The sequence below is a fragment of the Streptomyces sp. NPDC051976 genome (genome assembly GCF_040680795.1).
GTDB lineage: Bacteria > Actinomycetota > Actinomycetes > Streptomycetales > Streptomycetaceae > Actinacidiphila.
The window spans coordinates 1-26,643 of the sequence record NZ_JBFAXL010000027.1 but is presented as its reverse complement, the minus strand read 5'-3'; the positions used below and the strand labels follow the sequence as shown (position 1 = coordinate 26,643).

General features: G+C 70.1%; 20 protein-coding genes and 1 pseudogene. 14 read left to right on the top strand and 7 right to left on the bottom strand.

Annotated elements, in window-relative coordinates; translation table 11 throughout:
• Positions 1-79: 79 nt before the first annotated feature.
• Complete coding sequence (locus AB0M29_RS25055; RefSeq protein ID WP_365386226.1) at positions 80-1,924, bottom strand: carbohydrate-binding protein; 1,845 nt, start codon at positions 1,922-1,924, stop codon at positions 80-82.
• Positions 1,921-3,114: an ROK family transcriptional regulator gene (locus AB0M29_RS25050; protein ID WP_365386224.1), complete on the bottom strand. Its 1,194-nt coding sequence runs from the start codon at positions 3,112-3,114 to the stop codon at positions 1,921-1,923. The genes AB0M29_RS25055 and AB0M29_RS25050 overlap by 4 nt, the downstream gene beginning before the upstream one ends.
• Positions 3,115-3,459: 345 nt before the next feature.
• On the opposite strand from AB0M29_RS25050, the gene AB0M29_RS25045 reads away from it, so the two are divergent.
• The 5 genes from AB0M29_RS25045 (at position 3,460) to AB0M29_RS25025 (ending at position 10,699) form a co-directional block, all read left to right on the top strand.
• A complete protein-coding gene (locus tag AB0M29_RS25045) occupies positions 3,460-6,072 on the top strand; it encodes a hypothetical protein (RefSeq protein WP_365386223.1) in 2,613 nt (870 codons plus the stop codon).
• Between the two features lie 71 nt (positions 6,073-6,143).
• A complete protein-coding gene (locus AB0M29_RS25040) occupies positions 6,144-7,382 on the top strand; it encodes an SGNH/GDSL hydrolase family protein (RefSeq protein ID WP_365386221.1) in 1,239 nt (412 codons plus the stop codon).
• A gap of 356 nt (positions 7,383-7,738) precedes the next feature.
• Positions 7,739-9,112 carry a glucose-6-phosphate dehydrogenase gene (locus AB0M29_RS25035; RefSeq protein WP_365386219.1) on the top strand — a complete coding sequence of 458 codons (1,374 nt, stop codon included), beginning with the start codon at positions 7,739-7,741 and terminating at the stop codon, positions 9,110-9,112.
• A 47-nt stretch (positions 9,113-9,159) separates the two neighbouring features.
• Positions 9,160-10,176 carry a phosphogluconate dehydrogenase (NAD(+)-dependent, decarboxylating) gene (gene gnd, locus AB0M29_RS25030; RefSeq protein WP_365386375.1) on the top strand — a complete coding sequence of 339 codons (1,017 nt, stop codon included), beginning with the start codon at positions 9,160-9,162 and terminating at the stop codon, positions 10,174-10,176.
• A gap of 142 nt (positions 10,177-10,318) precedes the next feature.
• The gene (locus AB0M29_RS25025) at positions 10,319-10,699 is read left to right on the top strand and encodes a hypothetical protein (protein ID WP_365386218.1); all 381 of its coding nucleotides are present in this window, start codon (positions 10,319-10,321) and stop codon (positions 10,697-10,699) included.
• 41 nt (positions 10,700-10,740) lie between these two features.
• Here AB0M29_RS25025 and AB0M29_RS25020 read toward each other — a convergent pair whose 3' ends face one another.
• Positions 10,741-11,340: a TetR/AcrR family transcriptional regulator gene (locus tag AB0M29_RS25020; RefSeq protein WP_365386216.1), complete on the bottom strand. Its 600-nt coding sequence runs from the start codon at positions 11,338-11,340 to the stop codon at positions 10,741-10,743.
• 131 nt (positions 11,341-11,471) lie between these two features.
• Between AB0M29_RS25020 and AB0M29_RS25015 the strand changes: the two genes are divergently transcribed.
• From AB0M29_RS25015 to AB0M29_RS25000, 4 genes are all read left to right on the top strand, one after another.
• Positions 11,472-11,807 (top strand): antibiotic biosynthesis monooxygenase family protein, encoded by a 336-nt coding sequence (locus AB0M29_RS25015; RefSeq protein WP_365386214.1) that lies wholly within the window; start codon positions 11,472-11,474, stop codon positions 11,805-11,807.
• A 33-nt stretch (positions 11,808-11,840) separates the two neighbouring features.
• The gene (locus AB0M29_RS25010) at positions 11,841-13,745 is read left to right on the top strand and encodes a CDGSH iron-sulfur domain-containing protein (RefSeq protein ID WP_365386212.1); all 1,905 of its coding nucleotides are present in this window, start codon (positions 11,841-11,843) and stop codon (positions 13,743-13,745) included.
• 220 nt (positions 13,746-13,965) lie between these two features.
• The gene (locus AB0M29_RS25005; RefSeq protein ID WP_365386209.1) at positions 13,966-15,336 is read left to right on the top strand and encodes a GAF domain-containing SpoIIE family protein phosphatase; all 1,371 of its coding nucleotides are present in this window, start codon (positions 13,966-13,968) and stop codon (positions 15,334-15,336) included.
• 93 nt (positions 15,337-15,429) lie between these two features.
• Positions 15,430-15,813 (top strand): luciferase family protein, encoded by a 384-nt coding sequence (locus tag AB0M29_RS25000; protein ID WP_365386207.1) that lies wholly within the window; start codon positions 15,430-15,432, stop codon positions 15,811-15,813.
• 21 nt (positions 15,814-15,834) lie between these two features.
• Here the strand turns inward: AB0M29_RS25000 and AB0M29_RS24995 are convergent, their stop codons facing one another.
• Positions 15,835-16,197, bottom strand: a complete 363-nt coding sequence (locus AB0M29_RS24995) for a DoxX family protein (protein WP_365386204.1) — start codon at positions 16,195-16,197, stop codon at positions 15,835-15,837.
• A 252-nt stretch (positions 16,198-16,449) separates the two neighbouring features.
• On the bottom strand, positions 16,450-18,351 hold the full coding sequence (locus tag AB0M29_RS24990) for a putative Ig domain-containing protein (protein WP_365386201.1): 1,902 nt from the start codon (positions 18,349-18,351) through the stop codon (positions 16,450-16,452).
• Between the two features lie 1,757 nt (positions 18,352-20,108).
• On the opposite strand from AB0M29_RS24990, the gene AB0M29_RS24985 reads away from it, so the two are divergent.
• The 3 genes and pseudogenes from AB0M29_RS24985 to AB0M29_RS24975 form a co-directional block, all read left to right on the top strand.
• Positions 20,109-22,127 carry an RICIN domain-containing protein gene (locus tag AB0M29_RS24985; protein ID WP_365386198.1) on the top strand — a complete coding sequence of 673 codons (2,019 nt, stop codon included), beginning with the start codon at positions 20,109-20,111 and terminating at the stop codon, positions 22,125-22,127.
• A gap of 124 nt (positions 22,128-22,251) precedes the next feature.
• On the top strand, positions 22,252-22,896 hold the full coding sequence (locus AB0M29_RS24980; RefSeq protein WP_365386196.1) for a hypothetical protein: 645 nt from the start codon (positions 22,252-22,254) through the stop codon (positions 22,894-22,896).
• Between the two features lie 52 nt (positions 22,897-22,948).
• Positions 22,949-23,302, top strand: a pseudogene (locus AB0M29_RS24975) (transposase); the annotation flags it as partial.
• Between the two features lie 96 nt (positions 23,303-23,398).
• On the opposite strand, the gene AB0M29_RS24970 reads toward AB0M29_RS24975, so the two are convergent.
• On the bottom strand, positions 23,399-23,896 hold the full coding sequence (locus AB0M29_RS24970) for a winged helix-turn-helix domain-containing protein (protein WP_365386194.1): 498 nt from the start codon (positions 23,894-23,896) through the stop codon (positions 23,399-23,401).
• A gap of 73 nt (positions 23,897-23,969) precedes the next feature.
• Between AB0M29_RS24970 and AB0M29_RS24965 the strand changes: the two genes are divergently transcribed.
• Entirely contained in the window at positions 23,970-25,292 is a 1,323-nt protein-coding gene (locus AB0M29_RS24965) for an MFS transporter (protein ID WP_365386192.1), read from the top strand.
• Between the two features lie 53 nt (positions 25,293-25,345).
• Here the strand turns inward: AB0M29_RS24965 and AB0M29_RS24960 are convergent, their stop codons facing one another.
• Positions 25,346-26,095, bottom strand: a complete 750-nt coding sequence (locus AB0M29_RS24960) for an SDR family oxidoreductase (protein WP_365386189.1) — start codon at positions 26,093-26,095, stop codon at positions 25,346-25,348.
• A gap of 97 nt (positions 26,096-26,192) precedes the next feature.
• Here AB0M29_RS24960 and AB0M29_RS24955 point away from each other — a divergent pair, with 97 nt between their 5' ends.
• Positions 26,193-26,588, top strand: a complete 396-nt coding sequence (locus AB0M29_RS24955) for a helix-turn-helix domain-containing protein (RefSeq protein ID WP_365386373.1) — start codon at positions 26,193-26,195, stop codon at positions 26,586-26,588.
• Positions 26,589-26,643: the final 55 nt, after the last annotated feature.

Genomic DNA, 26,643 nt, shown 5'->3' with positions numbered 1-26,643 from the left:
GGGAACGGCGCAGGCGGAAGCCACGCGGGCGCGCACGACGCGCCCGCGGGCCTTCCGTTTCGTCAGAGGGACTGCGGCATCACAGGGACTGCGGCACGTCGATCTTGTCGATGTCGGGTGCGTAGCCGTCGCTTCCGCTGTCGAAGGTGATCGTGTTGGCGCCCGCCTTGAGGGCCAGTTGGACGCTGACGGTGTGGGCCGTGCTCCAGTCGCCGGTGGAGGGGAACGGCAGGCTGGTGCCGTTGCCGCTGTTGGAGGAGACGGTCACCGAGCGGGGGTCGCCGCTGACGTAGGCGACGTTGACGGTGTAGATCCCGTCCTTCTTCACCGTGACGTCGTTGAACCGCAGCGTGCCGCCCTGGTAGAGGTTGCCGACCTTCTTGCCGCCCGAGCAGGCGTCGCAGCCGGCGACGGAGGCGTTGCCCGACAGGGTGTTGTTCGCGGCCTCGGCCTCGTAGCCGGTGGTCTTCAGCGTGCCGCCCGCGGGCCTGATGGTGAACAGCCGGGAGCCGTGGGCGGGCAGCGCCTCGGTGATCTTGTTCTTGTACGTGCCGAGGTTCTGCTTGTTCCACAGGTCGCGTACGGAAGCGTTGCCGGTGAAGCCGAAGGACGCCCAGTTCGCGGTCACGGAGGCCGGTGCGGCGGCGAGGTTGAACAGGGCGACGGTGTAGCTGCCGTCGGCGTTCCTGGTGCCCCAGACCTGCTGGTCCCCCACCGGGGTGACCGGGCGCGCCACGGGCGAGGAGTTCTGGTCGACGCCGATGACTTCCCTGTTGGTGAGCAGGGAGACGCCGTAGCTGTCGAGCCGGGTGAGGTCGTCACCGGTGAACAGCGGCGACTTGTTGATGGCCCACAGCGTCATGTAGCTCTGCCGCTCGGCGTTGGTGAGGCCGTCCATCGCGCCGTTGCCGACATCGACCGAGTCGAGGTCGTTCCAGCCGCCGGGGCCCGCCTTGTCGCTCCACGCGGGGGCGTCGTTCCACCGGTCGTTGACCGAGTTCTCCCAGGTGACCAGGGTGCTGCAGTAGCACTCGACATCGGTCTCGATACGCCAGCCGTTGGAGTACTTCTTCCAGTCGGCGGCGTGGGATATGTCGAGCGCCCAGGACAGTTCGAAGTGGATCGGGCGCCCTGTGGCGGCGATGGCCTGGTGCCAGGCGGCGACGTCGGGGACGTTGTCGTAGTTGTCACCGGACTTGAAGGAGCCGGGGCCGACGCCGTCCAGCTTCAGGAAGTCGTAGCCCCAGTCGGCGAGTTCCCGCGCCTGCGAGTCGATGTACTTCTGCGCGCACGGGTTGGCGAAGTTCAGCTTGTAGGCGCTGTCCCAGCCGTTGGTGGTGCGCAGGTCCGGGTAGACGATGTCGGCGGTGGTGCAGCCGGGGGCGTTCCAGATCGGTGTCTTGCCGTCGCCGTACGCGCCCTTCTCCAGTCCGACGGGCAGGTAGATGCCGGCCTTGAGGCCCTTGGAGTGGATGTGGTCGGCGACCGACTTCATGCCGTGGGGGAAGCGGGTGGGGTCGGGGGTCTGCCGGCCGTACTGGTCGTATCCCTGCTTCCAGGTGTTGTCCATCCACCAGCCGGCGTCGATGTTGACGTAGTCGTAGCCGTACTGCTTGAGCTTGGAGGCGAGGGCGTCCGTCTGCTTCAGGACGTTCGCCTCGGTGAGGTAGCTGTAGTTGCCGTCGGGGTTGAGGCCCGGGTAGCTGGAGGACTGCATGCTCCAGCTCGACCAGCCCATGTACGGGGTGGCGGCCAGGGGTGCCGCGGCCGGTGCAGTGGTGGTCGCCTGTGCGGTGGTGGTCGCTTCGGGGGTGGCGGCGCTCCCGGCGGCGGGGACGGCGGTCGCGACACCCGCGGTGACGGCCAGCACCAGCAGGGTTCTCACCGTCCGGCGCAGGGGGTCACCAGGGTTGTTCCGCGTCATCGATACTCCTCACGCGTGTCTGATCCGATGAAGGACTGGATCGCCGTCGCCGCGGCGCCGCGCGCCCACTCCTCGAAGGGCAGCGGACGTGTCATCACGTCGCACTGGGCGGCGGCGCCGAAGACGGACTTGGCGAAGGCGTCCCGGATGCCTTCGGCGAACAGGTCGTAGGCGGCGAGGCCCTCGCCGGAGATGATCACCCGGGCCGGGCCGAGGATGTTCACCACGGAGGCGATGGCCCGGCCGATGGCCACACCGGCCCGCGCGTAGACCTCCCGGACCCGGGGGTCGCCGCCACGGGCGAGTGCCAGCGCCTCGGCCATGGTGGCCACGGACGTGCCGGTGGTCTCGCGGACCTCGCGCAGGATGGCGGGGTCCGCGGCGATGGCCTCCACGCAGCCGTGGTCGCCGCAGTAGCAGGGCGGGCCCAGTGGGTCGAGGGACAGGTGCCCGATCTCACCGGCCACCCCGTGGGCGCCCGACACGACCCGCCCGTTCACCACCAGGCCGCAGCCGATACCGGCGCCCACGGTGACCAGAGCGAAGTCGGTCAGTCCCACTCCGGCCCCGAACCACTGCTCGGCGACGGTGAGCGCCCGTACGTCGTTGTCGACGGTGACGGGCAGCCCGGTGGCGTCCCCGACGAGCTGCGCGAGCGGTATGTCGCGCCACTCCAGGAAGGGCGAGTAGCGCACCACGCCTTCGGTGCGGTCCACGTCCCCCGAGACGGCGAGGCCCAGACCGCACACCTGCACACCGAACCCGTCGGCCTCCGTGCGGAGTTCTTCCACCATGGCCAGGAGGGACGGAAGCACCGCGGACGGTTCACGGCCGGGGAGCCGCAGGTGCCGGGCGGTGCGGATACGGCAGCACAGGTCGGTCAGTACGGCGATGATCTCGTCGCCGGTCACCTTGATGCCGATGAACAACGCCCTGCCCGCGTCCACCCGTACGGGGTTGGCCGGTCGGCCGAGGGCGGTCCTGACGCCCTCGCCCACCTCCGCGTCCTCGACGAGGTATCCGGCCGCCATCAGCGGCCGTACCGCCTTGGTGACCGCGGCCGACGACAGTCTCGTCCGCCGCCCTATCTCGGTCCGGGTGAGCGGGCCGTGGGAGAGCACGGTGGTGAAGACCAGGGAGGCGGCGGGCGTCGTCGCCGGGACCGTCTCGTGCGGGGAGGCCGAGGGCATGGCCGGAAACCTAGGGGGGATTCTTTTCCGTTGTCAATGAAAAAAACACGAAGCCTGGAAAGTCGGTGAAGTTGGCCGCTCAGGTTTCACATCGGCGTCCATGCAGGTGTTTTGACGGTGAATCGAAGGAACAACCGATGCCGATCAGATCCGGGCGGGGACTCATCATGGCTGATCAGGCCCTTCGCTCGCGGCATTTGACCGTTTCACCCAGACTTCTCGTTCGAGCCGCGGAGAGGTCGGACCTTCTCGCCACAGATCCTGCACACCTCTAGGCGCAGGGGTTGCTCACCCGTACATTCATGGGACGTCTGACCCCCTCCACTCCCCCGCTGGAGACCCACGATGCGCAACCCCGTTGTGGCATGCCTTCTTGTCGCCGCCGCCGCATGCTTCGGCTTCACCGGCGGCCCACCCCGATCCGCCCCGGCGGCGGACACCCTCCACGTCGCGCCCGACGGGCGCGGTTCCGCCTGCAGCACGCACGCACCGTGCTCACTGGACACCGCCCGCGACCGCGCCCGCGCTCTCGTCCCGCAGGCGGCAGGGAACGTGGTGGTCGAGCTGCGCGGCGGCACGTACCGGCTCACCTCCCCCTTCCGGCTGGGAGTTGAGGACTCCGGCAGACCCGGGCACCCGGTGGTGTACCGGGCGGCCGCCGGGCAGACACCCGTACTCAGCGGCGCCACCCGCGTCACCGGCTTCACGGAGGTGGACGCCGCCAAGCACATCTACCGCGCCAAGGTCCCCACGGGCACGGCCAGTCGCGAGCTGTTCGTCGACGGCGTACGCGCCGACCGGGCGCGGAGCCAGAAGAACCCCGGCGGCTTCTCCGCGACCGCCACCGGTTTCACCACCAGCGACCCGGCCTACGCCTCCTGGACGAACCCCGCCCAGGTGGAGGTCGTCAGGAACAACGCCTGGAAGCAGATGCGGTGCCCCCTGGCGTCCATCTCGCGCTCCGCGTCCGGCGGTTCCGACCTCACCGTCGACCCCGGCTGCTGGAACAACAACCACTCCTCCGTGCCCAACCCCAGCTTCCCGTTCAACGGCGCGGGACTGCCCACCCTGGACGGCGTCACCTGGCTGGAGAACGCCTACCAACTGCTCGGCACCCCCGGGCAGTTCTACCTCGACGGCGGCGCCGGCTACCTGTACTACGTGCCCAGGCCCGGCGAGAACCTGGCCACCGCGGATGTCGAACTGCCGGTCGCCGGCGAACTGCTCGACGCCTCGGGCACCCCGGGGCACCTGGCACCCGTGAACGACACCGACTGGCGGGCGGTCTACACCGGAAGCTGGGGCTACTCCAGCGGACGCCACCTCGGCGACCTGAACGCGGACGTGCACTACACCAACACCAGCGGGGACGCGGTCAGTTACACCTTCGACGGCACCGGGATCCAGGTGCTGTCCGAGACCAACTCCGACGAGGGCAGCGCCGACGTCTCCATCGACGGCGCGAAGGTCTCGACCGTCTCGGGCAACGGCCCCGAACGCCTCGCCCAGCAGGCGATGGTCTCGGTCACCGGGCTGGCCAAGGGCACCCACACGCTGCGCCTGGTCAACACCAGCGGATCGTATCTGCTCATCGACGGCTTCACCGTGATCCGCGACGTGATCGCACCCGTGCACGACCTGGTCTTCTCCGGGCTCACCTTCGCCTACACCACCTGGAACGCCCCCACGGCCGAGGGCTACATCGACAACCAGGCCGGGGTGCTCTGGGACCCGGCGACGCGCACCCCGACCCGTATCCCCGCCGCGGTCCAGGTGCACCGGGGCGCGCGGGTCACCTTCTCCGGTGACACCGTCCAGCACACCGGGACCACGGGGATCGACCTGGCCGACCAGACCCAGGACTCCGCCGTGGAGTCGACGACAATCACCGACACCTCGGGCGGCGGGGTGTCGATCGGCGAGGTCGACGACTACTACCAGACCGACCCGGCGCTCATGACGAGCGGCAACACGGTGTCCGGCAGCGTCGTACGGTTCCCCGGCCAGGAGTACCAGGACGCCGTCGGCGTCTGGGTCGGGCACAGCAGAGGGACTGTCATCTCGCACAACGACGTGGGCTACACCCCGTACTCCGGCATGTCCATCGGCTGGGGCTGGGGCTGGGCGTCGAACTGCACACTCCAGGCCGCCCAGGGACTGCCCAACCCATGTCTGCACGGCACCACGTACGCCGGAGGCAACAAGATCCTCGGCAACCATGTGCACAGCGTGATGGGCGCACTGTTCGACGGCGGGCCGATCTACACCCTCGGCGGCCAGTCCGCGGCCTCCGAATTCTCCGGGAACGTCCTGTCGGAGTGCATCGACGGCTGCAACATGATCTACCACGACGAGGGAAGCTCGCTGTGGAACACCCATGACAACGTGGTGCGCTTCAGCAACGGCTCGCTCTGGACGAATCTGTGGACCCCGAGCATCCACGACGACTCGATCCACGACAACTACAGCGACACCTCCTCGTACAACAACAACGGCACGGACATCTCCTTCCAGCAGGCCACGGTCGTGACCGACGGGAACTGGCCTGCTGGGGCACAGTCCATCGTGGACGCCGCGGGCCCCGGCACCCTGCCCGGACCGGTCGTCGACGACGACGACCTGCGCGTGGCGTACACCGGCAGCTGGTCGTCGAGCGGCTCCCGCGGAGACGGTGACCTGGACAACGGCGTGCACTACGCGCAAGCCAACGGCGCCGCCGCCACGATCACCTTCACGGGCACCGGGATCAGCTTCCTGACCGAGACCAACTCCGACGAGGGCGACATCGGGATCACCGTGGACGGTGCCTCGAAGGGAACGGTCAGCGCGAACACCGCCGACAGGCACGCGCAGCAGAGCGTGTACACCGCGACCGGACTGACCGCGGGCCGGCACACCCTGACGGTGACCAAGCTCAGCGGCAGCTATCTGCTGGTGGACGGATTCACGCTCAGCTGACCATCCCGGTCACTCCTGCTCACCACGGACCACCACCCCCCTCGCCACGCCCCGAGAGAGGCGAACGCACCATGCCTGTCGCACAGAGAAGAACCCTGCTGACCCTGCTGACCACTTCGGCTGCCGTCGCCGCACTCATGGGCGGCGCGCCCCTCGCCGAAGGCCGGCAGGCCGATACGCACGCGGCCGCCCCGCAGCGGGTGGCGGCGTGGGCGCCGAGCATGACGATCGGCGGGCCGAACTTCAACGACCAGACGATCCGGATGGTCGCGCACTCCAGCGTCGGCGGATCCGCACTCCGCATCCACCTGTCCAACCTGCGCGGCACCACCGCGCTGACCGTGGGAGCGGTCAGCGTCGCCGCGCAGGCCGAGCGGGCCACGGCGGTCGCCGGAACGCGGCGGGCGGTCACCTTCTCCCACCACACGTCCGTGACGCTGGCCGCCGGGTCGGAACTCGTCAGCGACCCGGTCCCGATGTCCGTCAAGGCCGACCAGAACATTCTGGTCAGCATCTACCTTCCGCACGCGACAAGCTCCGCCACCTGGCACTCCGACGCCTTCGACACCAGCTATCTGTCCCTGCCGGGAGACCACACCGGGGACACCGCGGACGGCAACTACGTCGCGGCGACCACCTCCTGGTACTACCTCTCGGGCCTCGACGTGGTCCCCTCCGACGCCCGCGGCACCGTGGTGGCCTTCGGCGACTCCATCACCGACGGTTACAACACCCCGGCGGGGGCCTACCACCGCTGGCCCGACGACCTGGCCCGGCGGCTGTCGGGAACCCGGCCCATGGGCGTGGTCGACGCCGGCATCGGCGGCAACCGCGTCCTGACCGACGTACCCAACATCTGGCAGGGCATCAGCGCCACCCAGCGCTTCGCCCACGACGCGCTGGCCCAGCCCGGGGTGCGGGACGTGATCCTGCTGGAGGGCATCAACGACATCGGCAACAACGCCGGTCCCGGCGGCGCCCCGCTGACCGCACAGGACCTGATCGGCGGCTACCAGAACCTGATACGGCAGGCCCACGCCGCCGGCGTCCGCATCATCGGCGGCACCCTCCTGCCCGACAAGGGCGCCGGCTACTACAGCGCCTCCGCCGAAGCGCTACGCCAGGCCGCCAACACCTGGATCCGCACCAGCGGCGCCTTCGACGGAGTCGTGGACTTCGAGAAGGCCGTCGCCGACCCGGCCGACCCCGCGGCCCTCAACCCCGCCTTCGACTCCGGCGACCACCTCCACCCCAACGAAGCCGGCATGCAGGCACTGGCCAACGCGATCGACCTGTCCCTGCTGCGGTGACGCACCCCGGCGGCGACCCAGAGCCACCGCTCGGGGAGCGACGCCCGGAAAGCCGGTACTCACCCTCTTGGCCTATCGCGGCCCCCGGCCCGGGACGGCCCAACGCATCCTTGCGCCACGGGGCCCGGGTACGGGGGCGGGCCTTGCGGATACGCCAGGTCCGCATGATCGCAGCGCCAGCATGCGTGAAGTACGGGCTATATCGTCACCATCATGACGAATGGTCTGCCTAGGCTGGGTCGGACACATCGCTTTGCCCCCGGCGGCGTCCTCGCCGAAACGCACAGGACGCCGCCGTCGACCTCCCGGCCCCATCGGCTGCCCGGTCGCGGACCCGGGCAGCGGGGGGCTGCGCGGTGACCGCCGACACCCTGGTGATCTTCGGTATCACCGGCGACCTGGCCCGCAAGATGACCTTCCGCTCGCTCTACCGCCTGGAGGCCGCCGGGCTTCTGGACTGCCCGATCATCGGGGTCGCGCGTGAGGACTGGTCGCACGACCACCTGGTCTCCGCCCTGCGCGCGGCGCTGGAAGCGGCCGGTGAGCCCACAGAGGCCAGGGCCTTCGACCGGCTGGCCCGCCGTCTGTCCTACCTCCAGGGCGACTTCGCCGACCAGGCCCTCTACCAGGCGTTGGCCGACCGGCTGAAGGACGCCGACAAGCCCCTGTTCTACCTGGAGATCCCGCCCTCGCTGTTCGCCCCGGTCGTCGAGGCACTGGGCGCGGCCGACCTCACCGCGCACGCCACCGTGATGCTGGAGAAGCCCTTCGGCCATGACCTGGCCTCCGCCCGCGCGCTCAACGCGCGCCTGCACCAGGTACTGGCCGAGGAGCAGATCCTGCGGATCGACCACTTCCTGGGCAAGCAGCCGGTACTGGACATCCATTTCCTCAGGTTCGCCAACGCGCTCCTGGAACCGGTCTGGAACCGCGACCATGTGGCCGGCGTGCAGATCACCATGGCCGAGAACTTCGGGGTCGAGGACCGCGGGGCGTTCTACGACCCGGTGGGCGCACTGCGCGACGTGGTCCAGAACCATCTCCTGCAGGTGCTCGCCCTGGTCGCCATGGAAGCACCGGTCGGCTCCGGACCCGACGCCCTGTGGGACCGGCGGGTCGATGTCTTCAGAGCCATGGCCGATGTCGATCCGGCCCGCTGCCTGCGCGGCCAGTACCAGGGCTATCTGGACGTGCCCGGCGTCAAGCCGGGCTCGCGGACCGAGACCTATGTGGAACTGAGCCTGGCGGTGGACAACTGGCGCTGGAGCGGTGTGCCGTTCCACATCCGGGCGGGCAAGGCGCTGGCCGCCAGGGCCACCGAGGTGCGGGTGGTCTTCAAGCGACCGCCCCGGTTGGCGTTCCTGGACGAGCCCGAGCACCCCGACCCCAATGAGCTGGTGCTGCGGATCGACCCCGACCCGGGCCTGCGGGTGTACCTGCTCTCCAAGAAGGCGTCCGGCAGTTCGGCCAGGAGCGTCCACCTGGACCTGTCCTTCGCCGCCGAGCTCGGCCAACCCCCCGAGCCCTACGAGCGGCTCCTCAACGACGCCCTGACCGGCGACCGTTCGCTGTTCACCCGGCAGGACGTGGTGGAGGAGACCTGGCGCGTCATCCAGCCCCTGGTGGACCACCCGCCCGCCCCCGCGCCCTACGAACGAGGGTCCTGGGGGCCCGTGCAGACCCCGGGCCGCACGTCCTGGCAGTTGCCCTGGCTTTCGAGCGCCGACTAGTCCCGTTTGAGGCTGAAGGAGAAGACAGCATGGCGACAAGCACCCCGATGCAGCTCGGCGTGATCGGGCTGGGCCGGATGGGAGCCAACATCGCCCGCCGCCTGATGCGCGACGGCCACAGCTGCGTGGTCTACGACGTCAACCCCCAGGCGGTCGCGGCCCTGGAGAAGGAGGGTGCTACCGGAGCGACATCGCTCGCCGACCTCGCCGCGAAGCTGACCCCGCCGCGGGCCACCTGGGTGATGGTGCCCGCGGGCGACATCACCGCCAAGACCATCGAGGCGCTCGCCGGCGCGCTGGAACCGGGCGACACCGTCATCGACGGCGGCAACTCCTACTACCGCGACGACATCAACCGCGCTGCGGCCCTGTCGGACAGCGGGGTCCACCTGGTCGACTGCGGGACCAGCGGCGGCGTCTGGGGACTGGAACGCGGCTACTGCCTCATGATCGGCGGTGAGACCGACGTCGTGGAGCGCCTGAGCCCGCTCTTCGCCACCATCGCCCCCGGGAAGGGCGACGTGCCCCGGACTCCCGGACGCACCGGGGAGTCGGTGCCCGCCGAGGAGGGCTATCTGCACTGCGGCCCCAACGGCGCCGGCCACTTCGTGAAGATGGTCCACAACGGAATCGAGTACGGCATGATGGCCGCGCTCGCCGAGGGCCTGAACATCCTGCGCAACGCCGACGCCGGCAAGCGCCGCACGGAGGCGGATGCCGAGACCGCGCCGATGGAGCAGCCCGAGTACTACCAGTACGACATCGACACCACCGCGGTCACCGAGGTCTGGCGCCGCGGCAGCGTCATCGGCTCCTGGCTGCTCGACCTCACCGCCGCGGCTCTCCACGAATCCCCCGGGCTCGAGAACTACGCCGGCCGCGTGTCGGACTCCGGTGAAGGCCGCTGGACCTCGATCGCCGCGATCGACGAGGGCGTCCCCGCCCCGGTCCTCACCTCCGCCCTGTACTCCCGCTTCTCCTCCCGCCACCTCGACGACTTCGCCGACAAAGCACTGTCGGCCATGCGCAAGGGCTTCGGCGGCCACGACGAGAAGTCCAACTGACCGCGTCACCCGAACGGTGTGGACGTCTGGTGACCGGCGGGCTCGAGCCTGCGGCACTCGCCCGTCCGGGCGAAGGGCAGATATGTCGGACAAGGACCAGGGCATATCGAGAAGCGGCAGGTGAACAGCCTAGGAGGTCACCATGAAATGGGTCCGGGTTCTCTCATTGCTCACAGTCGTGGCAATCGGCGCGGGCGTCGGCGCGGCTGAGGCTTCCGGTGACAGTCCGGTGAAAGACACATCAGGGCGCGCCACGCGGCAAGCAGAGACATATACGAAAGTCACGGGTCATGTCGTGCTCGCGCCAGGACAGAGGGCCTCGTCCGAGGTCACTTGCCCGGACGGGCAAGTACCTACGGGCGGCGGCTACAACGCGCTCGACGGGGGCAATTCCGTCGCCATGGTCACCGCCAACGGGCCGACGTCCGCCGGGTGGATCGTCGCAGCCCGGAATACCAGTTCGACCATCACTGTCGATCTGTTCTCCTACGCGATCTGCGCGCCCGGAATCCAGGTCCCGTAGGCGATCGCCGCGTATCCGATACGGTCCCGCGGGGGCCGGAGTCACGCAGCCGGCGTCCCAGGCTCCGGTGGTTGTCCGCCCAGGGCGCGCCAGACCAGTCGGGCCGTGCGCTCCGGCCAGTTGGGCGGTACGGCCTCACCGGCCAGGGCGCGGCCGTACCAGGCGCCCGTGCACATCGTGAGAGCGACGTCGAGGTCGGCGTCGGCGTCCAACAGGCCGAGTCCGACGCCCCGTTCGAGGATGGCGCGCAGGCGGGCCCGGCGGGGCGCGATCACCCGGGCGCGGTAGTGGGCGCGTACCTCGGGGTCGGTGGTGTCCTGGAGCATCGTGCCGACGAGTGAGAGACGCCCCTTGTGGGAGACGCCCCGCTGGAAGTCGGTCAGTTCGTCGACCAGGTCGCCGAACGGGTCGGCGGTCTCCGCCATGTCCGCGAGGTCCGGCATCTCGGCGACGACAGCGGCGGCGAGTTCGGCCTTGTTGCGCCACCGGCGGTAGAGGGCCTGGCGGGTGGTGCGGGCCTCCTCGGCGACGGCGGCGAGCGACATCGCCTCGTAGCCGTACAACGCCAGATGACGACCAGCCGCTTCGAGTACCCGCTGGTCGATGGCTGGATTGCGTTCGCGTCCGACCCTGTTCACCACCGGCGAACCGTATCGCGATACGTCTCGGCTTTACAATACAACCCTGTATTGGATTAGAGTTCAGGCTCCCGATCCGAGCCGGCCGAGGCTGACCGGATCCGTCCGGTTCCGCCTGAGATGAGGACGCTTCCATGGTCGTTGAATACATCCGCTACACCATCCCGGCGGAGCGCGCCGCCGCCTTCGAGCAGGCGTACGCGGACGCCGCGAAGGTACTCACCGACGACAAGCACTGCCTGAACTACGAGGTCAGCCGGGGTGTCGAGGAACCCGAGCACTACACCGTGCGGATCGTCTGGGATTCGGTGGAGGGCCACGAGCAGGGTTTCCGGCGGAGCGCCGCCTTCCCCGCGTTCTTCGCCGCGGTCAAGCCGTTCTTCGCACAGATCGACGAGATGAAGCACTACGACGTACGGGACGCCTCGCACGACGGCGGCACGGGCACACGCGACACCGACCGTGCGTGAGCGGCGTTCACCATCGACAACGGGGGCCACACGATGAGCAACGGCAACGACCAGCACCGAGCGGCGGGCCCGCCGCACGAACCCGCCGGAGGCGACGGCGGACCGGCAGGAGAGGAAGGCCGCGCATACGACATCGCGGCCCTCGCCCGGGAGAGCGCCGCCCTGACCCTGGCGGCCGAGGCGGTGCACTGGCCCAGGACCGTACGGTCGCTGCTGGAGTGGGGCGTCGCGAAGCCGCTGCGCGCACCCGGGGGCGACGGCCGGGACCGTACCCGTACGACCGTCACCGTGCCCGGCGACAAGACAGGCGATGAAGCCCGCGACGAAGCCGAAGCCCTGCTGTGGGGCGTGGCCGAGCGGGCCACCGCACTGTGGGCGGCGGCCGGGCAGGACGGTGACGACCTGGCGCTGACGCTGGCCGTGGCCTGTCTGCACACGTGCTGCCGGCTCCTGTCCTCGGCCTCCGGCGTCGCGGGGGCGGAGCGCCGGGAGCGGCTGGCGGCCGCGGCCGCCGCCCGTACGGGGGCGACACTGACGGTCGTGCCCGGCGGACCACTTGTCGCCGCAGGGGCACCGGACCTCACCGATCACCTGGGATGCCCCGTCGACGCCGGCCCGGTGGCGGCCCTGTGCCGGTGCGGCCGGTCCGCGGACAAGCCCGGGTGCGACGCCTCCTGCCTGCGCGACGGCTTCGACGACGCCAAGGACCCCCGGCGGGTCCCCGACCGCCGCGACACCTACGTCGGGCAACAGGTGACCGTCCTCGACAACCGGGGCATCTGCCAGCACTCGGGGCTGTGCACGGACCGGCTGGCGACGGTCTTCCACGCCGGGTCAGAACCCTTCGTGACGCCCAGCGGCGGCCGGATGGACGAGATCATCCGGGCGGTCAGGGACTGCCCGTCCGGCGCACTGGCCTACGCGGTCGACGCGGTGGAGGCGCGCGACCAGGTCGACTGGGGCGGCACCCGGCCGCCCGCCGTCCAGGTCACCCAGGACGGCCCCTACCGCGTGACCGGCTCGGTTGCCCTCACCGACGGCGCCGGTACGGATCTGCGCGGCGGCAGCCAGGGCTCGTCCACCGAGCACTACGCCCTCTGCCGCTGCGGCCACTCGCAGAACAAGCCGTTCTGCTCCGGCATGCACTGGCGCATCGGCTTCCGCGATCCGATACGGGCGGACGACGAGACGCCGTCGATCTTCGAATGGGCCGGCGGCCTCCCGGCGCTGACCAGAATGACCCGGATCTTCTACGAGCGGCATGTCCCCGGCGACGACCTGCTCGCCCCACTGTTCGCCACGATGTCCGCCGACCATCCGGAGCGGGTCGCCAAGTGGCTCAGCGAGGTGTTCGGCGGCCCGTCGTACTACAGCGGCCAGTACGGCGGTTACTCCCACATGCTGTCCCAGCACCGCGGACGGTGCCTGACGGAGGAACAGCGGGCCCGCTGGGTGGAACTGCTGACGCGCTCGGCGCGCGACGCCGGGCTGCCCAACGACCCCGAGTTCAGAGCCGCGTTCGGCGCCTACATCGAATGGGGGTCGCGGCTGGCGTTCGAGAACTCCCAGACGCACGCCCGGCCGCCCGAGCACATGCCCATGCCCCACTGGGACTGGCGGACGGCCGCGGGGCCGCCCGGCAGCCGGATCTCGGCCCTCGCCCCGGCCACCGAGGACGACGCCCCGGCCGTCCCCCTCCAACTGCCCGCGCCCGGAACCCCGGTGAGCTTCGGCGCACACATCAAACCCCTGTTCAGGGAGCGCGACCGCCGCTCGATGCTGTTCGCGTTCGACCTGTGGACGTACACCGACGTCCGCGACCACGCCCCCGCGATCCTGACCCGCCTCCGGGCCGGCACCATGCCCTGCGACGGCGCCTGGCCGGCCGACCACATCGCCGCCTTCGCGCGCTGGGTCGACGAGGGCACCCCGGAGTGACCCCCGCGGCCGGGACGGGGGCGAACCCGCACCGCGCGCCACCTGGCCGTGAGCGCCTCGGGCAGGCGCTCAATCACTGCGGGTCTCTTGGGGGCCGTGGTGCGGGTGTCGCGGCATAGAATGCTGGTGTCGGCCATGTCGCAGGCTGCCAGACTGTGCATGGGGGCTGCGATGACCCGATGATTGCTTTCCGGGACGGGGAACGGGCCAGGGGGCGAGGGTGCGTGGCAAGGGAGCGGGTATCGGCCCAGGTGAGGACGAGACGGTGCTGGTGCCGGACTTCGACAACGACGCAGTTGCCCTGCGCGCCCTGCTGGCCGACCGGGCGCGGCTGGCGCTGCTGAACGAGGCCACGGAGCAGATAGGAACCAGCCTCGACCTGGGCGCCACCTGCGCGGAACTGGCGCGGTTCGCGGTTCCGCGTTTCGCCGACCTGGCCAGCGTGGAGATCCTGCCGCCCGAGGCGCTCCCGACCGAGGCGACCGTCGGAACCGGTCCGCTACGGATGCGGCGCACCGCCCTGGAGGTGGTTTCGACCCTGCTACCGGGGACGGAGACTTCCCCGGCGCCCGCGGAGTGGGTGCGTCACCAGCGCGGATGCCCGACCGCGCAGTGCCTGGAGAGCGGCCAAGCCTTCCTGAGCCACCAACGGTCCGGGAGACAGGGACGGGAGAGCGCCGAGGACTGGTCCTGCGAGGTGGGCACCGGCGCTGGTGCCGCGTCAGTGCTCATCGTCCCGCTGCGCGCCGGGGGCCTGCCCATCGGAGTTCTCTCGCTGCTCAGGGCCGCGCCCAGCGCCGCGTTCGACGACGACACCGAGGCGATCCAGGCGGTCGCGGACCGGGCGGCCCGCGGTATCGACAATGCTCGGCGCTACGCCGTGGCGCAGGACCTGACGATGGCGCTCCAGGGGGCGCTGCTGGCTGATCCGGGCAGCCCGCACGCGAACGTGGACCTGGCCTCCCGGTACCTGCCCTGCGGCACCTCCGCGATGGTGGGTGGCGACTGGTTCGAGACCATCCGCCTGTCCTTCGGCCGCACCCTACTGGTCATCGGCGACGTCATGGGCCACGGGGTGGAGGCGGCCGTCGACATGAGCGCGTACCGCACGCTGCTGCGCTACGTCGCGGCCACCGACCTGCCTCCGCACCGCATCCTGCGGCAACTGGACCACCTCACCGCGCGGAGCGACGCCACCCGCCCCGCCACCTGCCTGCTCGCCCTGGTGGAACCAGCACGTCAGCGGTGCACCTTCGCCAGCGCCGGACACCCGCCGCCCACCCTGCTGCGCCCGGACGGGCCGGCGGCCCTGCTGAGTGTCCCCACCGGGCCACCGCTGGGAACCGGGCTGGGCGACTACGAGGCGGTGGTCCACTCCCTGGACCCCGAGCAGGTGCTGCTGCTCTACACCGACGGCCTGGTGGAGCGGCGCACGGAGGACATCGACGCCTCCCTGGCCAGGCTCACCCGCCTGCGCCGGCCGCTCCCGGGCGAATCCCTGGAGGACCTGCTGGACCACGTCCTGGGCACGGTCACACCCGCCACACCCGACGACGACATCGCCGTCCTCGCGGCCCGCATCCACCACTGACGCCACCGACGCCGCTGACACCGCCGAGGTCCGCGCGAAGGACCCGCGCGCAGGGGGTAGCGACCGTGGCGGCAAACGGCTGATGATGTGGGCATGGTATCTGTGCGTCGTGCTCTGGAGGACCTGATGACGTGGCCGGGCCTGTCATCGGCCCCGGCCCGGTGCGGCACGGGGACAGCTGTGCTGGCCGACGGGGCGGAGATCGCCCACTTCCATTCCGAGCGACAGGCGGACCTGTACCTGGGCCGGCCTTCGATGGAGCGCCTGCACGAGGAACTGGGGCACTCCACCGCCGTGCGGCTGGTCCCGGGTTCGGGGTGGGTAACCGTGATCCTGGGGTGCGACAGCGACGCGGACCTGGTGATCACCTTGGCCAGCCTCGCGCTGCGGACCCAGACCCACCGCGTGGCCGGCGCCGGCGCAGGGGTGTGCAACCTGGACCACATCTCGATCATCCCCACGGGGCAGTTGGCCTAGCACGTCAGCCCACCCGCCGGCTCAGAAGCGGCCGACCGCGACGGAAGCCGCGATCGCCAGGTAGACGACGTTCACCGCCACCAGTTTGTACTGGCCGAGACGGCCGTGGGTGATCATCGCGCCGACCATCAGGGCGATCCAGCAAGCGGCGGTCACCGGGACCATGACGGGTGCTGTGCCGAGCGCCTCGGGCAGGACCAGGCCGACCGCGGCCAGGAGTTCGAGGACTCCGAGTGTCCTGATGGCGTTGGCACCGAAGCCCGCGGTCCATTCGGCGCCGTGGAAGGTGGCGAGCTTCTCCTTCGGGATGAAGGACTTCGTGAGGCCCCCGGTGAGCGCGACCAGGGCGAGCAGACCGGCGGCGATCCAGAGTGCGACGTTCATGGTTCTCCTTCAACAGCGGCGATGGCGATACGGCCCGCCGGGCGGACCCGGCCCCCGTCAAGTCCGGGTTGCCGCACACGAGACGCCGGCGACCCCGGCGGCGTGACAGCCCGCGGGTGTGGCGTGTGCCACCCACCGTGAGAACTCGTCTCCGCCCTCGCCGTGATCGTCCACAAGCTGTCCCCGTGCGACGGAAGCGAAAGTGGTGGGGCGGATGTCCCCGCCCCACCACCGCCGATCGCTGTGCTGTTGTCAGGAGGCGTTCAGAGCGGTGTCGTCGACGACGAAGCTCGTCTGCAGCGAGGTGTCCTCGGTGCCGGTGAACTTCAGCGTCACCGTCTGCCCGGCGTAGCTGGAGAGGTTGAAGGACTTCTGGCTGTAGCCGCTGGCCGCGTTCAGGTTGGAGTACGTGGCCAGGGTGGTGCTGCCGACCTGGACGGTCAGCTTGTCGTACGCCGTGGTGGTCGTGGTCTCCGCGGTGTCGACGTGGAGGTAGAAGGAGAACGTCGCGGAGCAGCCCGCCGGGACCGTCACCGACTGGGAGACGGTGTCGGTGTGCGTGCTGCCGTAGCCGTCCATCCAGGCCTTCCAGCTGCCGGAGTGCGCGGCCTCACCGGTGGAGTTGTCGATCACACCGGAGCTGGCGGTCCAGGGAGCCGCGGTGCCGGTCTCGAAGCCGGGGTTGCCCAGCTTCTGGCCCGGGGCGGTGCAGCCGCCGCCGGTGGTGCTGACGGTCCAGGTGAAGGAGGTGCTGCCGGAGGCGCCAGTGCCGTCCTTGGCGGTGACGGTGACCGTGGAGCTGCCCGCGGTGGTCGGGGTGCCGGTGATCTTGCCGCTGGAGGAGATGCTCAGGCCCGCCGGGAGCCCGGTCGCGGTGTAGGTGAGCGTCTGCCCGGTGCCGGAGTCGGAGCCGGTCAGCTGGAGCGAGACCGCGGTGCCGACCGTGCTGCTCTGGTTCCCGGGGCTGTTGACGGTGACCGTGTTACCGGTGCTGCCGCCGCCGACGATCGGGTGCGTGATGGCGCACGCGTTGGTGTCGTTGGACCAGCTGGCCTGCTCGGTGAACGTGCCGGTGCCCATGGACACGTTGGCCGCGCCGCCCGCCTGGCCCGCCGCGATCCAGGCGCACTCGTCGGAGTTCTCCTGGCCGTCGTACGAGCTGCCGGTGTGGTTGGTCCAGCCGCCCGCCGGGTTCTGGTCCGACATCATCTCGTGCCACTCGTGGCCGAGCGTCATGGTGTAACCGTCGAGCGTCCCGGGCGAGTTGACGAAGCCGACGCCGCAGCCCTGGCCCGAGTCCGTGTTGTACGGCTGGTTGCTGAAGGCCACATCGCCCACGGTCGACGACACCGCGCCGCCGGTCAGCGTCGAGTCACCGTTGTAGTCGTGCCAGGCGCAGTACTGGCCCTGGTAGTTGTCCGGGTTGGTGCCGTGCGGCGACAGGATCACGTAGTACGCGTCCCGGTTGAGCGCGGCCGAGGTGTTGCCGAAGTGGCTGGCCGCCTTCACGGCCTCCACACCGAGCTGGTGCCCGCTGGCGGCGCTCGGCGAGGCCGCCGAGTTGTCGTACCAGACGCCGCTGAGCACGCCGCCGCTCTGGTACGGGACGAAGTTCGCGTTCGCCGGGCAGCTCGTCGCGCCGGTGGCCACGTTGGGCCCGTCGCACCACTGCGTCAGGTCGGCCGACCACAGCTCGTTGCCGGTGCCTATGCCCTTGAACATCTCCTGGGCGACGGGCGCGGCACCGCTCGGGTCGCCGGAGAAGGTCAGGTCACCGCCGCCGTTGGTGCCCTGCGTGCCCCACTGGGTGCCGTAGAACACCAGGTAGACCTTGGAGTGGCCGCTCTGCACACCGATGCCGTCGATGCCGCCGCCGTACGAGAGCGTCTCGGGGCCGGTCGCGGCGGGCGACGCCTGGTGGGCCGCCCACGCCTTCATCTTGCTGTTCTGCGCCAGCGTCGGCACGACACCGTGCCGGTAACTGTGCCCGTACGCCGGGCTGTACGGATTGGCGACCGAGCCGCTGTGGGGGGCGTCGGGGGCGGCTGCTCCTGCCAGGGGTGCGGCGGCGAGCATGGCGCCGGTGGCCAGTGCGAGTGACGCCAGGCCGGATACGGCCCAGCGCGTCACCCCGAGGGTATGGGTGGTTCCCATGTGGGGAGGGACCTCTCTCTGCTGATGATCGGGCTACCGGTGGGCAGCACTGATCTGCACGTAGGGACGGAAGTAGACGCACCGAGACAGCCTCGGAGGTGGCCGGGGCTGAACTGCCGGGTGAAGCAGCTCCGGGACAAGGGATCTGGCCCGGGACTGGTTCCGTGACGCGCATAGACGAAGCGGACATGCCAAGCCGTGGAACGACACGGCCGAGCGGGAGGACATGACCGAGCAATCCGCCGAGGCTCCTGGCGGAGCTGTCGACAGAGGCGGAACCGACTGCGGTGGGGCGTACTGAGGGTCCGACAGGTGGTGCGTCGTGGCGACAGAGAAGCAGATTGGCGTGACCCGGTCAATAGTCGTGTATGGCGCCCTCACCAGCCGATACGTCTCCTCTGACCCCCGATTCGGGGGTTACGCAGCCACTTCGTCTACAGAGGTACGTCGGTCGGCACAGGAAAGCTTGACCGTTCACAGCCAATTCTTTGACATACCCAGGTCGTTGGGCGCCGACGGGAGGCGGGCAGCCTGACGTGCGGCTCGAACGTGCCGGTCCGCACCTGATGGGCACCGGACCCCCTAACGCTCTTCATAGGAAATCCTTAGGAACGCCTTATGTCGCGTCACGCGAGCCGGGATCTCGTTTGGTGAGCACGCGCCGCAGCCGCAGAACAGCCACAAGGGGAATCGGTGGTGATGAGCGCGGTGGGACAGGCCGCCGTACACCGGCACGGCGACGTGATGCCGCGGCGGCCGGAGACCGTTCCACCGCCGCGCGAGCACTCCCCCACGAGCATAAATGACCTCTCAGCCAAATGAGATGACCTGCGGAGAAGGGCGCTGAACGCCATCTCGACAGGTGGGATCGTCGGCGTGAGCCGGCTTCACCCGGCGGATGCGACACCGTCGAAGGACTCGGTCGGCGGTCGGCGCGACCACGTCGCTGAACACTCGTTCGCCCTGGTCATGCCTCATGTGTCGAGGCCGACGTCCGGTCCGCGGAGCGGGTCGGCGACGGCTTCGGCGAGGCCCCTGACAGGTCGTTCGGCGGCGCTCGGAGGGGCAGATCCGGCCCGTCCGATTTCCGCGACATCGAGCGGACAAACCGCCGAAATGCCACGCCTGGCCAGCGATTGACAGGGCGTTATGCCCTCAGCATCATCACAGGCATCGCGATGACTGGTTCTGATCGAGAACCCGGCTGACCAGTCATGAGTGAGCATCGATTCCGTCGATCCGGCGGATGCCACAGCACTCTCGGCATCAGGGAACCCCGCCTTCCTGGCGGACTCACCGCCCCGCACGAACCGTCACCTTGGACCGGAGGAACAGTGGAAGCCAACCGCTCGGGCAGGGCCACCGCCGACGCGGGCTCACCACGACCGGCGAACCGGCGGCCGTGGTACCGGCCCCGTGTACACGCCCTGCACGGCGAACAGGTGCTGTCCGTGGATGTGGCGAACGGGCGCGACTCCACCGTGGGTCCGCACCGGATCTGGTTCCCGGCCTGACACCGCACATCCGCTCGGCGTCCCCCGTCGGCAGGGTCGGCGTCCTGACCACCGACGAGCGCCCGATGCCACCGGGTCGCCCACCGCTCGGGCGGGTCCGAGCGGTGTTTCCCCGCGGGCGAATCCCCCGCGATCCACGCGCGTTCGGCGGCATCCACGCCGGATGACCGTGACCGGCAACACCTCGCCGAAGGAACGCCGGTCACCTTCCCCCACACACAACAGAGCGATGGGACCCTCCTGATGAATGGGACCAGAGCCGTGCATCGACGCGGCAAGAAGTACCGACTGGCGGTCACGGCCGTGCTGTCGGTAGCCGCGCTGGCCGGCGCGATCGGCGTCAGCTTCGCCACCGGCGCCACACACTCCACCACCAGGTCGACGCAGGCGGCGAAGGTGAGACCGCCTGCTCCGCTGAGTGGTAAGCCCCAGAGCCTGCCGAGCAAAGGCATGGTCTACGCCGGGCTGACGGTGGCGCCGGTGGGCAACACCTGCGTGGGGATGTACACGGTGTCCAATGCGGACCTGTGCACGCACGGGCCGGACGCACCGCCCCAGGGTGTCGACATCCACAAGCTGACACCGCCCGTACTCAAGGCGGACAAGGCCCCGCAGATGCACGGCGACGCCCAGCAGCCGTCCGTACCCCTGCTGCTCCAGGACACCTTGCCCGTCATGGACGCGCGCACCGGCACGGTGGCCGCCGCGGCTCCCTCGACCGCCGCCGCCCCGCCCGCCGGTACCGCGGTGGTGTGTGACGGCGACGGATCCACCGGCAACCGCGTACAGGTGCTGTACATGCACGCCCCCGGAAACGACCGGTTCGCCCAGTACCAGGCCTCGTTCAAGAAGTGGGCCGCCGACGCCGACGTCATCTACAACGCGAGCGCGCAGGAGACCGGCGGCACCCGCCACATACGCTTCGTCACCGAACCCGACTGCACGGCGTCGGTGCTCGACGTCGAGGTACCGGCCAGCTCGCTCGCGGACTTCGGGGCGAGCAACAACGCCCTGGCGGCCAAGGGATTCAACCGCCGCGACCGCAAGTACATGATCTTCGGTGACGCCCAGGTGTACTGCGGCATAGGCACCTTCGACGGTGACGAGCAGGCCGGACCCGGCAACCGGAGCAACTTCGGGCCGTCCTACGGGCGTGACGACAGCGGCTGCTGGAGCGGCAGCGTCTCGGCACACGAACTCGGCCACAACCTCGGCGCGGTGAACAACAGCGCCCCGCACTCCAGCAAGGCCGGCCACTGCGTCGACGAGTGGGACCTCATGTGCTACTCGGACGCGCCGTACTACCCGAAGATGCAGGACGTCTGCCACGACAGAGGCGAGGACGCGCGCCTCGACTGCAACCACGACGACTACTACAACACCAACCCCGCACCGGGCAGTTACCTGGCCACACACTGGAACGTCGCCAACAACACCTTCCTCATCGCAGGCGGCGGCAGCGGCGGCAACCCCAACCCCAGCCCGACGCCCACTTCCACGCCCACTTCCACGCCTACGTCCACGCCGACTGCGACTCCGACGCCGTCGCCCACACCGACGCCGAATCCGACGAAGGGCCCCGACGCCAAGGCCGGCCAGGTCACCCAGAACTCGGCTGCCGTCAGTTGGACGGCCGTCGCGTCCGCCTCGGACTACGCACTGGTGGTCAACGGCCGCAGGCTCGGCTTCGTCAAGTCGACCTCGGTTCGCCTGATCAACCTCCGGGCAGGCACCGCCTACTCGGTCGCCGTGGTCACCCGCGACCGAGCGGGCCACATCTCCGCCCCGGGCCGCGCGGCCACCTTCCGCACCCTGGCCGCCAGCACCGCCACTCCCCAGCCCGGCACCCGCTACCTGATGCTCAACAGCCTCACCGGGCAGGCCGCCGACATGTTCGGCGGCTCCACCAGGAACGGTGACGTACTCATCGGCTACCAGCGCCACGGTTACGCCAACCAGCAGTGGCAGTTCACCGCCACGACCGGCGGATACCTGACGATCAAGTCCGCGCTGTCCGGCAAGTGCCTCCAGGCGGGCGGCAAGGCCACGGCCGGACAGAACGTGGTGCAGCAGACCTGCGGCGCCACGGCCTCGCAGTTGTGGAAGCTGACCGCGACCGCCGCGGGCTACACCCTCACCCCCAAGGGCACTTCCCTCGTCCTGGGCCTGAGCGACCACGCCTACTACGGCAGCCTGCTCCTGCAACTCCAGAAGCCGGTCAACAAGAGCTACCAGAACTGGACGCTCCAAGCAGTCGCCTGACCGGCAGCCGAACGCCTCGTACCGGCCCCCCAGTCCGGTACCGGGCCGAGAGGGTGGGGGCGGGCCACGGTCCGCCCCCACCACCGGCTCTCCTCGCTCCGACACCACGCAGGAGTTCCCCACCATGCGCAACCGCCTAGCTCTTCCGCTGTTCGTCCTGACGCTCGTCGCCCTGGTCCTGCTGGCCGCGGCCGGACCGGCCGACGCCCACGGCGACTCCATCACGTTCCGGATCGACGGCCAGCAGGCGGGACATGTACGCACCGTCGCCACCTGGGCCAACGACGGTGACCCCGTCACCGAGAAGCTCGCCGCCACCCTCAGCGCGGTCTCGAAGGACGGAAACACCCTCGGCCCCTGGATCCTCGTCCCCGTCCCCGGTGCCCCAGCGACCTTCACCACCCACGAAGCGCTCCCCGCGGGCACCTGGAAGATCCACGTCGAAGCCGGCTACCCCGCCCTCGGCCTCGGCACAGGCACCGTCACCGTCGGCCAAGGACCCATCGCCGACCCCACCAACGCCTTCCCCTCACAAACACCGACACCGACAGGAGTCCGCACCACGCCCGGGGCAACCGGCGCGACGTCCGCACCCACCGCCAAAGCCGCCGCGGACACGCACAGTGCCGCCTCGACCGACGACACCGACACCACCTCGTCGGTCCGCACCACCTGGATCGCCGCCGCCTCCGGAATCATCCTCGCGGCAGCGGTCGCGGCAGGCGTGACGATCGTCCGCCGCAGGCGCCGCAGTCCTCGGTCGTCCTGACCGCCGCCGGACACCCGCCGCCCGGCCGACGGCTGTTCGATAGTCTGCGGCCGTGGGGATCGTGGAGCGGTTGGTGCCTGCTGAGCTGTGGGACCTGTTCGTACGGGTGGTTCCACCTGCTCCCACGCGGCCGCAAGGTGGCGGCCGGCGGCGGCACGGCGACCGCGAGGTGCTCGCGGCGATCATCTTCGTGGCCAGTTCAGGGTGTACGTGGCAGCAGTTGCCGCCGGGCTTCGGCCCGTCCGCGGCGACCGCGCACCGCAGGTTCTCCGAATGGAGCAGGGCCGGGGTGTGGGCCGAGCTCCACCGCCTGCTCCCGGACGCACCTGATAACCAGGGTAACTTGGATGACCTGGGCGAACCGGACTGGACGCGCTGTGCGATCGAGTCCGTGAACACGCGGGCCCACAGCGGAGGTTCCTGAACCTCTCCGGCTGCCGGGGAGTCGTGGGGCGAGGCGACCTTGCGCCGCTCGACCCAGCGGGCCGGAATTCCCGCCCGGTCAGGGCCGGTTCGGGTCGGGGTGGAGCACGACGAAGAGCGACCAGGCGGGCGCGGTCGAGTCGTCCGGGCGCGCGGCGAAGTCCTCGAGCAGGGCTCGGAGCCGGGTCTGGAACTCCTCCATCTCCGTCGGCGGCAGGCGCAGCCCGAGCCGAGTGCTGTCGACCTCGGCCGCGGGTGCGAGCGCCAGTTCCTCCAGGAACGCGTCGAGCATCGACCGGTCGTGCGCGGCCGCGTCGAGCCGCCAGGACTTCCGCGTCGCCAGATAGGGGATCTCCCGTGCGCCGCGTGCGCCGCGCCGCTCCTCCTGGGCTTTCAGGAAACCGGTACGCACCAGCGTCCTGGTGTGGTGCAGCACGCTGGCGGGATCGCGGCCGAGGATCGCGGCGATCTCTTTGTTGGTGTGCGCCTCGCCGAGGCAGATGCGCAGGATGCGCAGGCGGAGCGAGGAGGCGAGCGCCTTCGCCTCCTCGTCGGTCGCCGGGCGGCGTTCGGTCATGGTCGGGAGCCTACGGGAAGCCCGGACCAGCAAAGTGATTGACAAAGCCCAATCACTCACCCACGGTGGTCCCATGACCGCTCCCGAGTCCTCGCCCGCCCGACCGGCCGACCGGGGCGGGCTGTGGTGGCATGCCGATTTCCGCCGGTTGTGGTGCGGTGAGACGGTCAGTCAGTTCGGGTCGATGGTCAGCCAGTTGGCTCTCCCGCTGGTCGCGATCGTGGTGCTGCACGCCAGCACCTGGCAGGTCGGGGTGTTGGGGGCGTGCGAGACCGCGGCGTTCGTGACGGTGGGTCTGCCGGCCGGCGCGTGGGTGGAGCGCATGCGCCTGCGCCGGGTGCTGATCGTCAACGACCTGGTGCGGGCCGCCCTGCTGGCCTGGATCCCGGTGGCGCGGCTTCTCGGTGTGCTGACGATCGAGCAGTTGTACGTGGTGGCGCTCGCCACCGGGGTGAGCACGGTCTTCTTCGACGTGGCCTACCAGTCCTACCTGCCCCAGCTGATCGACCGAAAGCAGCTCGTCGAGGGCAACGCGAAGCTCCAGGCCAGCGAGTCGGTCAGCCAGATCGCCGGCCCGGGCCTCGGCGGCGCGCTGATCCAGGCGCTCACCGCCCCCTACGCGGTACTCGTCGACGCGGTGAGCTTCCTGTGGTCGGCCGCGTGGGTGGCGCGGATCGAGGTCCGGCCGCCGCGCCCCGCGCGCAGCTCCGACCCCGATCTGCTCCGGGAGATCCGGGACGGCCTGCGGTTCGTGCTCGGCAACCGGATGCTCCGCGCCATCGCATTGTGCACCAGCTCGGCCAACCTCTTCGGCTCGATGATCGCCGCCGTCTTCTACGTCCTGCTCGCCCGCGAACTGCGGCTCTCGCCGGGTGTCATCGGCCTGCTCACCTCGGCCGCGGCGGTGGGCGGTCTGATCGGGGCGTTGGTGGCCGGACGGTTCGCGATGACGGTCGGCCAGGGCCCGGCCATCTGGATCGCGAGCATGGTCGCCGGGCCCTGCGCGCTGGTCACCCCGTTCGTGCACCGCGACTGGACCCTGGGGCTTCTCGTGGTCGCGCAGATCGCGATGTGGATGGGCTTCGTGGTCTACAACATCAACCAGGTCAGCTTCCGGCAGGCACTGTGCCCGCCGGGGCTGCTCGGCCGGATGAACGCCACGATGCGGTTCCTGGTCTGGGGCACGATGCCCTTCGGAGCGCTGCTCGGCGGCCTGCTCGGCTCGACGATCGGCATTCGCGGCACACTGCTCGCCGGGGCGATCGGCCAGTCGCTCACCTTCCTGCCCGTCTTCCTGTCACCGCTGCGCCGGATGCGCGAACTGCCGTCCTACGCGGGGTCGGTGGCGGGGCGGGAGAATCCCGCCACCGACCCGTTCGTACCGAGTGAGACCTGAGACGGAGGCGATGGTTCGACGAGCGGGATTCCCGGTCGCCGGTGTGCGGGGTGTCAGCGCAGGCCGCCGGAGGCGAGGATGACATCGCCGGTGATCCAGCGTGCGTCGTCGGAGGCGAGGAAGGCCACCAGCGGGCCGTAGTCGTCGGGGCTGCCCGTACGGCCCAGGGGGGTGGCCGCGATCGCCTGTGCTTCCTGGTCCGACCCGGGGTATCCCATGGCCCTGGTGCCTTCGGTGTCCGAGGGGCCGGGCATGATCGCGTTGACACGGATGCCCCGCGGACCCAATTCCTTGGCCGCGACGATGGTGAAGGCGTTGACGGCGCTCTTGGAAGCGACATAGAGCGAGGAGTACAGGGGGTGGGTGACCGTGCCGGCCGTCGAGACGTTGATGACCGACGCGCTGGTGATGTCGTCCTGTGCGGCCAGGGCCTGGGTGGTCAGGATCGTGCCCAGGAGGTTGGTGGTCATCTCCCGCTGGAACTCGGCCTCGGTGATGTCCGACAGCGGCGCGAAGGTCGCGACGGCCGCGTTGTTCACGAGCACGTCCACGGGGCCGTATGCCGCGCGCGCCCGGCCGAAGAGGCGGCTCACGTCCTCGCGGCCGGCCACGTCCGCCTGGACGGCGATCGCCCGGCCGCCCTTGGCGGTGATGTCCTCGACGACCCGCTCGGCTCCCTCCGCGTGCCCCCGGTAGTTCACCACGACCGCTGCGCCGGTCTCGGCCAGGGCCTTGGCGATGCCCGCGCCCAGGCCCTTCGATGCGCCCGTGACGATCGCGGTACGGGTGGTGTTGCCGCTCACAGTGACTCCTCGAACTCGGTACTTGCGGACGAGAGTCACCGTAGGAAGAAGTACTTACTGTTGGGAAGTACGTACTTTTTTGTAAGCTCCTTTCGTGATGGAAACAGAACAGGTCGCGGCCGCCACCAGGCTTCTGGCCTTTGACACCTTCGACAACAAGTGCCCGCTCAGGCCGATCATGGATCAGACGACGAGCCGCTGGGCGACACTGATCATCTCGGCCCTGGTCACCGGCCCGCACCGCTTCGCGCAGCTCCATGCGCGGGTCGGCGGCATCAGCCAGAAGATGCTGTCGCACAACCTCAAGGCGCTGGCCCGGGCCGGCCTTGTCACCCGTCATGTCGCGCCCACCAACCCGCCCCAGGTCACCTACAGCCTGACGGAGCTCGGCGTCGGCCTGGCGGGACTGCTGACCGATCTCATCCAGTGGTTCGGCCGGCACGGAGACGAGCTCCTCGCCGCCCAGGAGCATTACGACAGCCGGCAGGCGTGACCGCTCAAGGGCTTGCGGCGTTCATGAGCGCGGTACCCGGCGACGGGCCGCCGGG

What these genes read in the sequence shown, in the direction of transcription:
- AB0M29_RS25055 (WP_365386226.1), bottom strand. Translation starts at nt 1,924, where the DNA reads ATGACGCGGAACAACCCTGGTGACCCCCTGCGCCGGACGGTGAGAACC.
- AB0M29_RS25050 (WP_365386224.1), bottom strand. Translation starts at nt 3,114, where the DNA reads ATGCCCTCGGCCTCCCCGCACGAGACGGTCCCGGCGACGACGCCCGCC.
- AB0M29_RS25045 (WP_365386223.1), top strand. Translation starts at nt 3,460, where the DNA reads ATGCGCAACCCCGTTGTGGCATGCCTTCTTGTCGCCGCCGCCGCATGC.
- AB0M29_RS25040 (WP_365386221.1), top strand. Translation starts at nt 6,144, where the DNA reads ATGCCTGTCGCACAGAGAAGAACCCTGCTGACCCTGCTGACCACTTCG.
- gnd (WP_365386375.1), top strand. Translation starts at nt 9,160, where the DNA reads ATGCAGCTCGGCGTGATCGGGCTGGGCCGGATGGGAGCCAACATCGCC.
- AB0M29_RS25025 (WP_365386218.1), top strand. Translation starts at nt 10,319, where the DNA reads ATGAAATGGGTCCGGGTTCTCTCATTGCTCACAGTCGTGGCAATCGGC.
- AB0M29_RS25015 (WP_365386214.1), top strand. Translation starts at nt 11,472, where the DNA reads ATGGTCGTTGAATACATCCGCTACACCATCCCGGCGGAGCGCGCCGCC.
- AB0M29_RS25010 (WP_365386212.1), top strand. Translation starts at nt 11,841, where the DNA reads ATGAGCAACGGCAACGACCAGCACCGAGCGGCGGGCCCGCCGCACGAA.
- AB0M29_RS25000 (WP_365386207.1), top strand. Translation starts at nt 15,430, where the DNA reads ATGGTATCTGTGCGTCGTGCTCTGGAGGACCTGATGACGTGGCCGGGC.
- AB0M29_RS24995 (WP_365386204.1), bottom strand. Translation starts at nt 16,197, where the DNA reads ATGAACGTCGCACTCTGGATCGCCGCCGGTCTGCTCGCCCTGGTCGCG.
- AB0M29_RS24990 (WP_365386201.1), bottom strand. Translation starts at nt 18,351, where the DNA reads ATGGGAACCACCCATACCCTCGGGGTGACGCGCTGGGCCGTATCCGGC.
- AB0M29_RS24985 (WP_365386198.1), top strand. Translation starts at nt 20,109, where the DNA reads ATGAATGGGACCAGAGCCGTGCATCGACGCGGCAAGAAGTACCGACTG.
- AB0M29_RS24980 (WP_365386196.1), top strand. Translation starts at nt 22,252, where the DNA reads ATGCGCAACCGCCTAGCTCTTCCGCTGTTCGTCCTGACGCTCGTCGCC.
- AB0M29_RS24970 (WP_365386194.1), bottom strand. Translation starts at nt 23,896, where the DNA reads ATGACCGAACGCCGCCCGGCGACCGACGAGGAGGCGAAGGCGCTCGCC.
- AB0M29_RS24965 (WP_365386192.1), top strand. Translation starts at nt 23,970, where the DNA reads ATGACCGCTCCCGAGTCCTCGCCCGCCCGACCGGCCGACCGGGGCGGG.
- AB0M29_RS24955 (WP_365386373.1), top strand. Translation starts at nt 26,193, where the DNA reads ATGGAAACAGAACAGGTCGCGGCCGCCACCAGGCTTCTGGCCTTTGAC.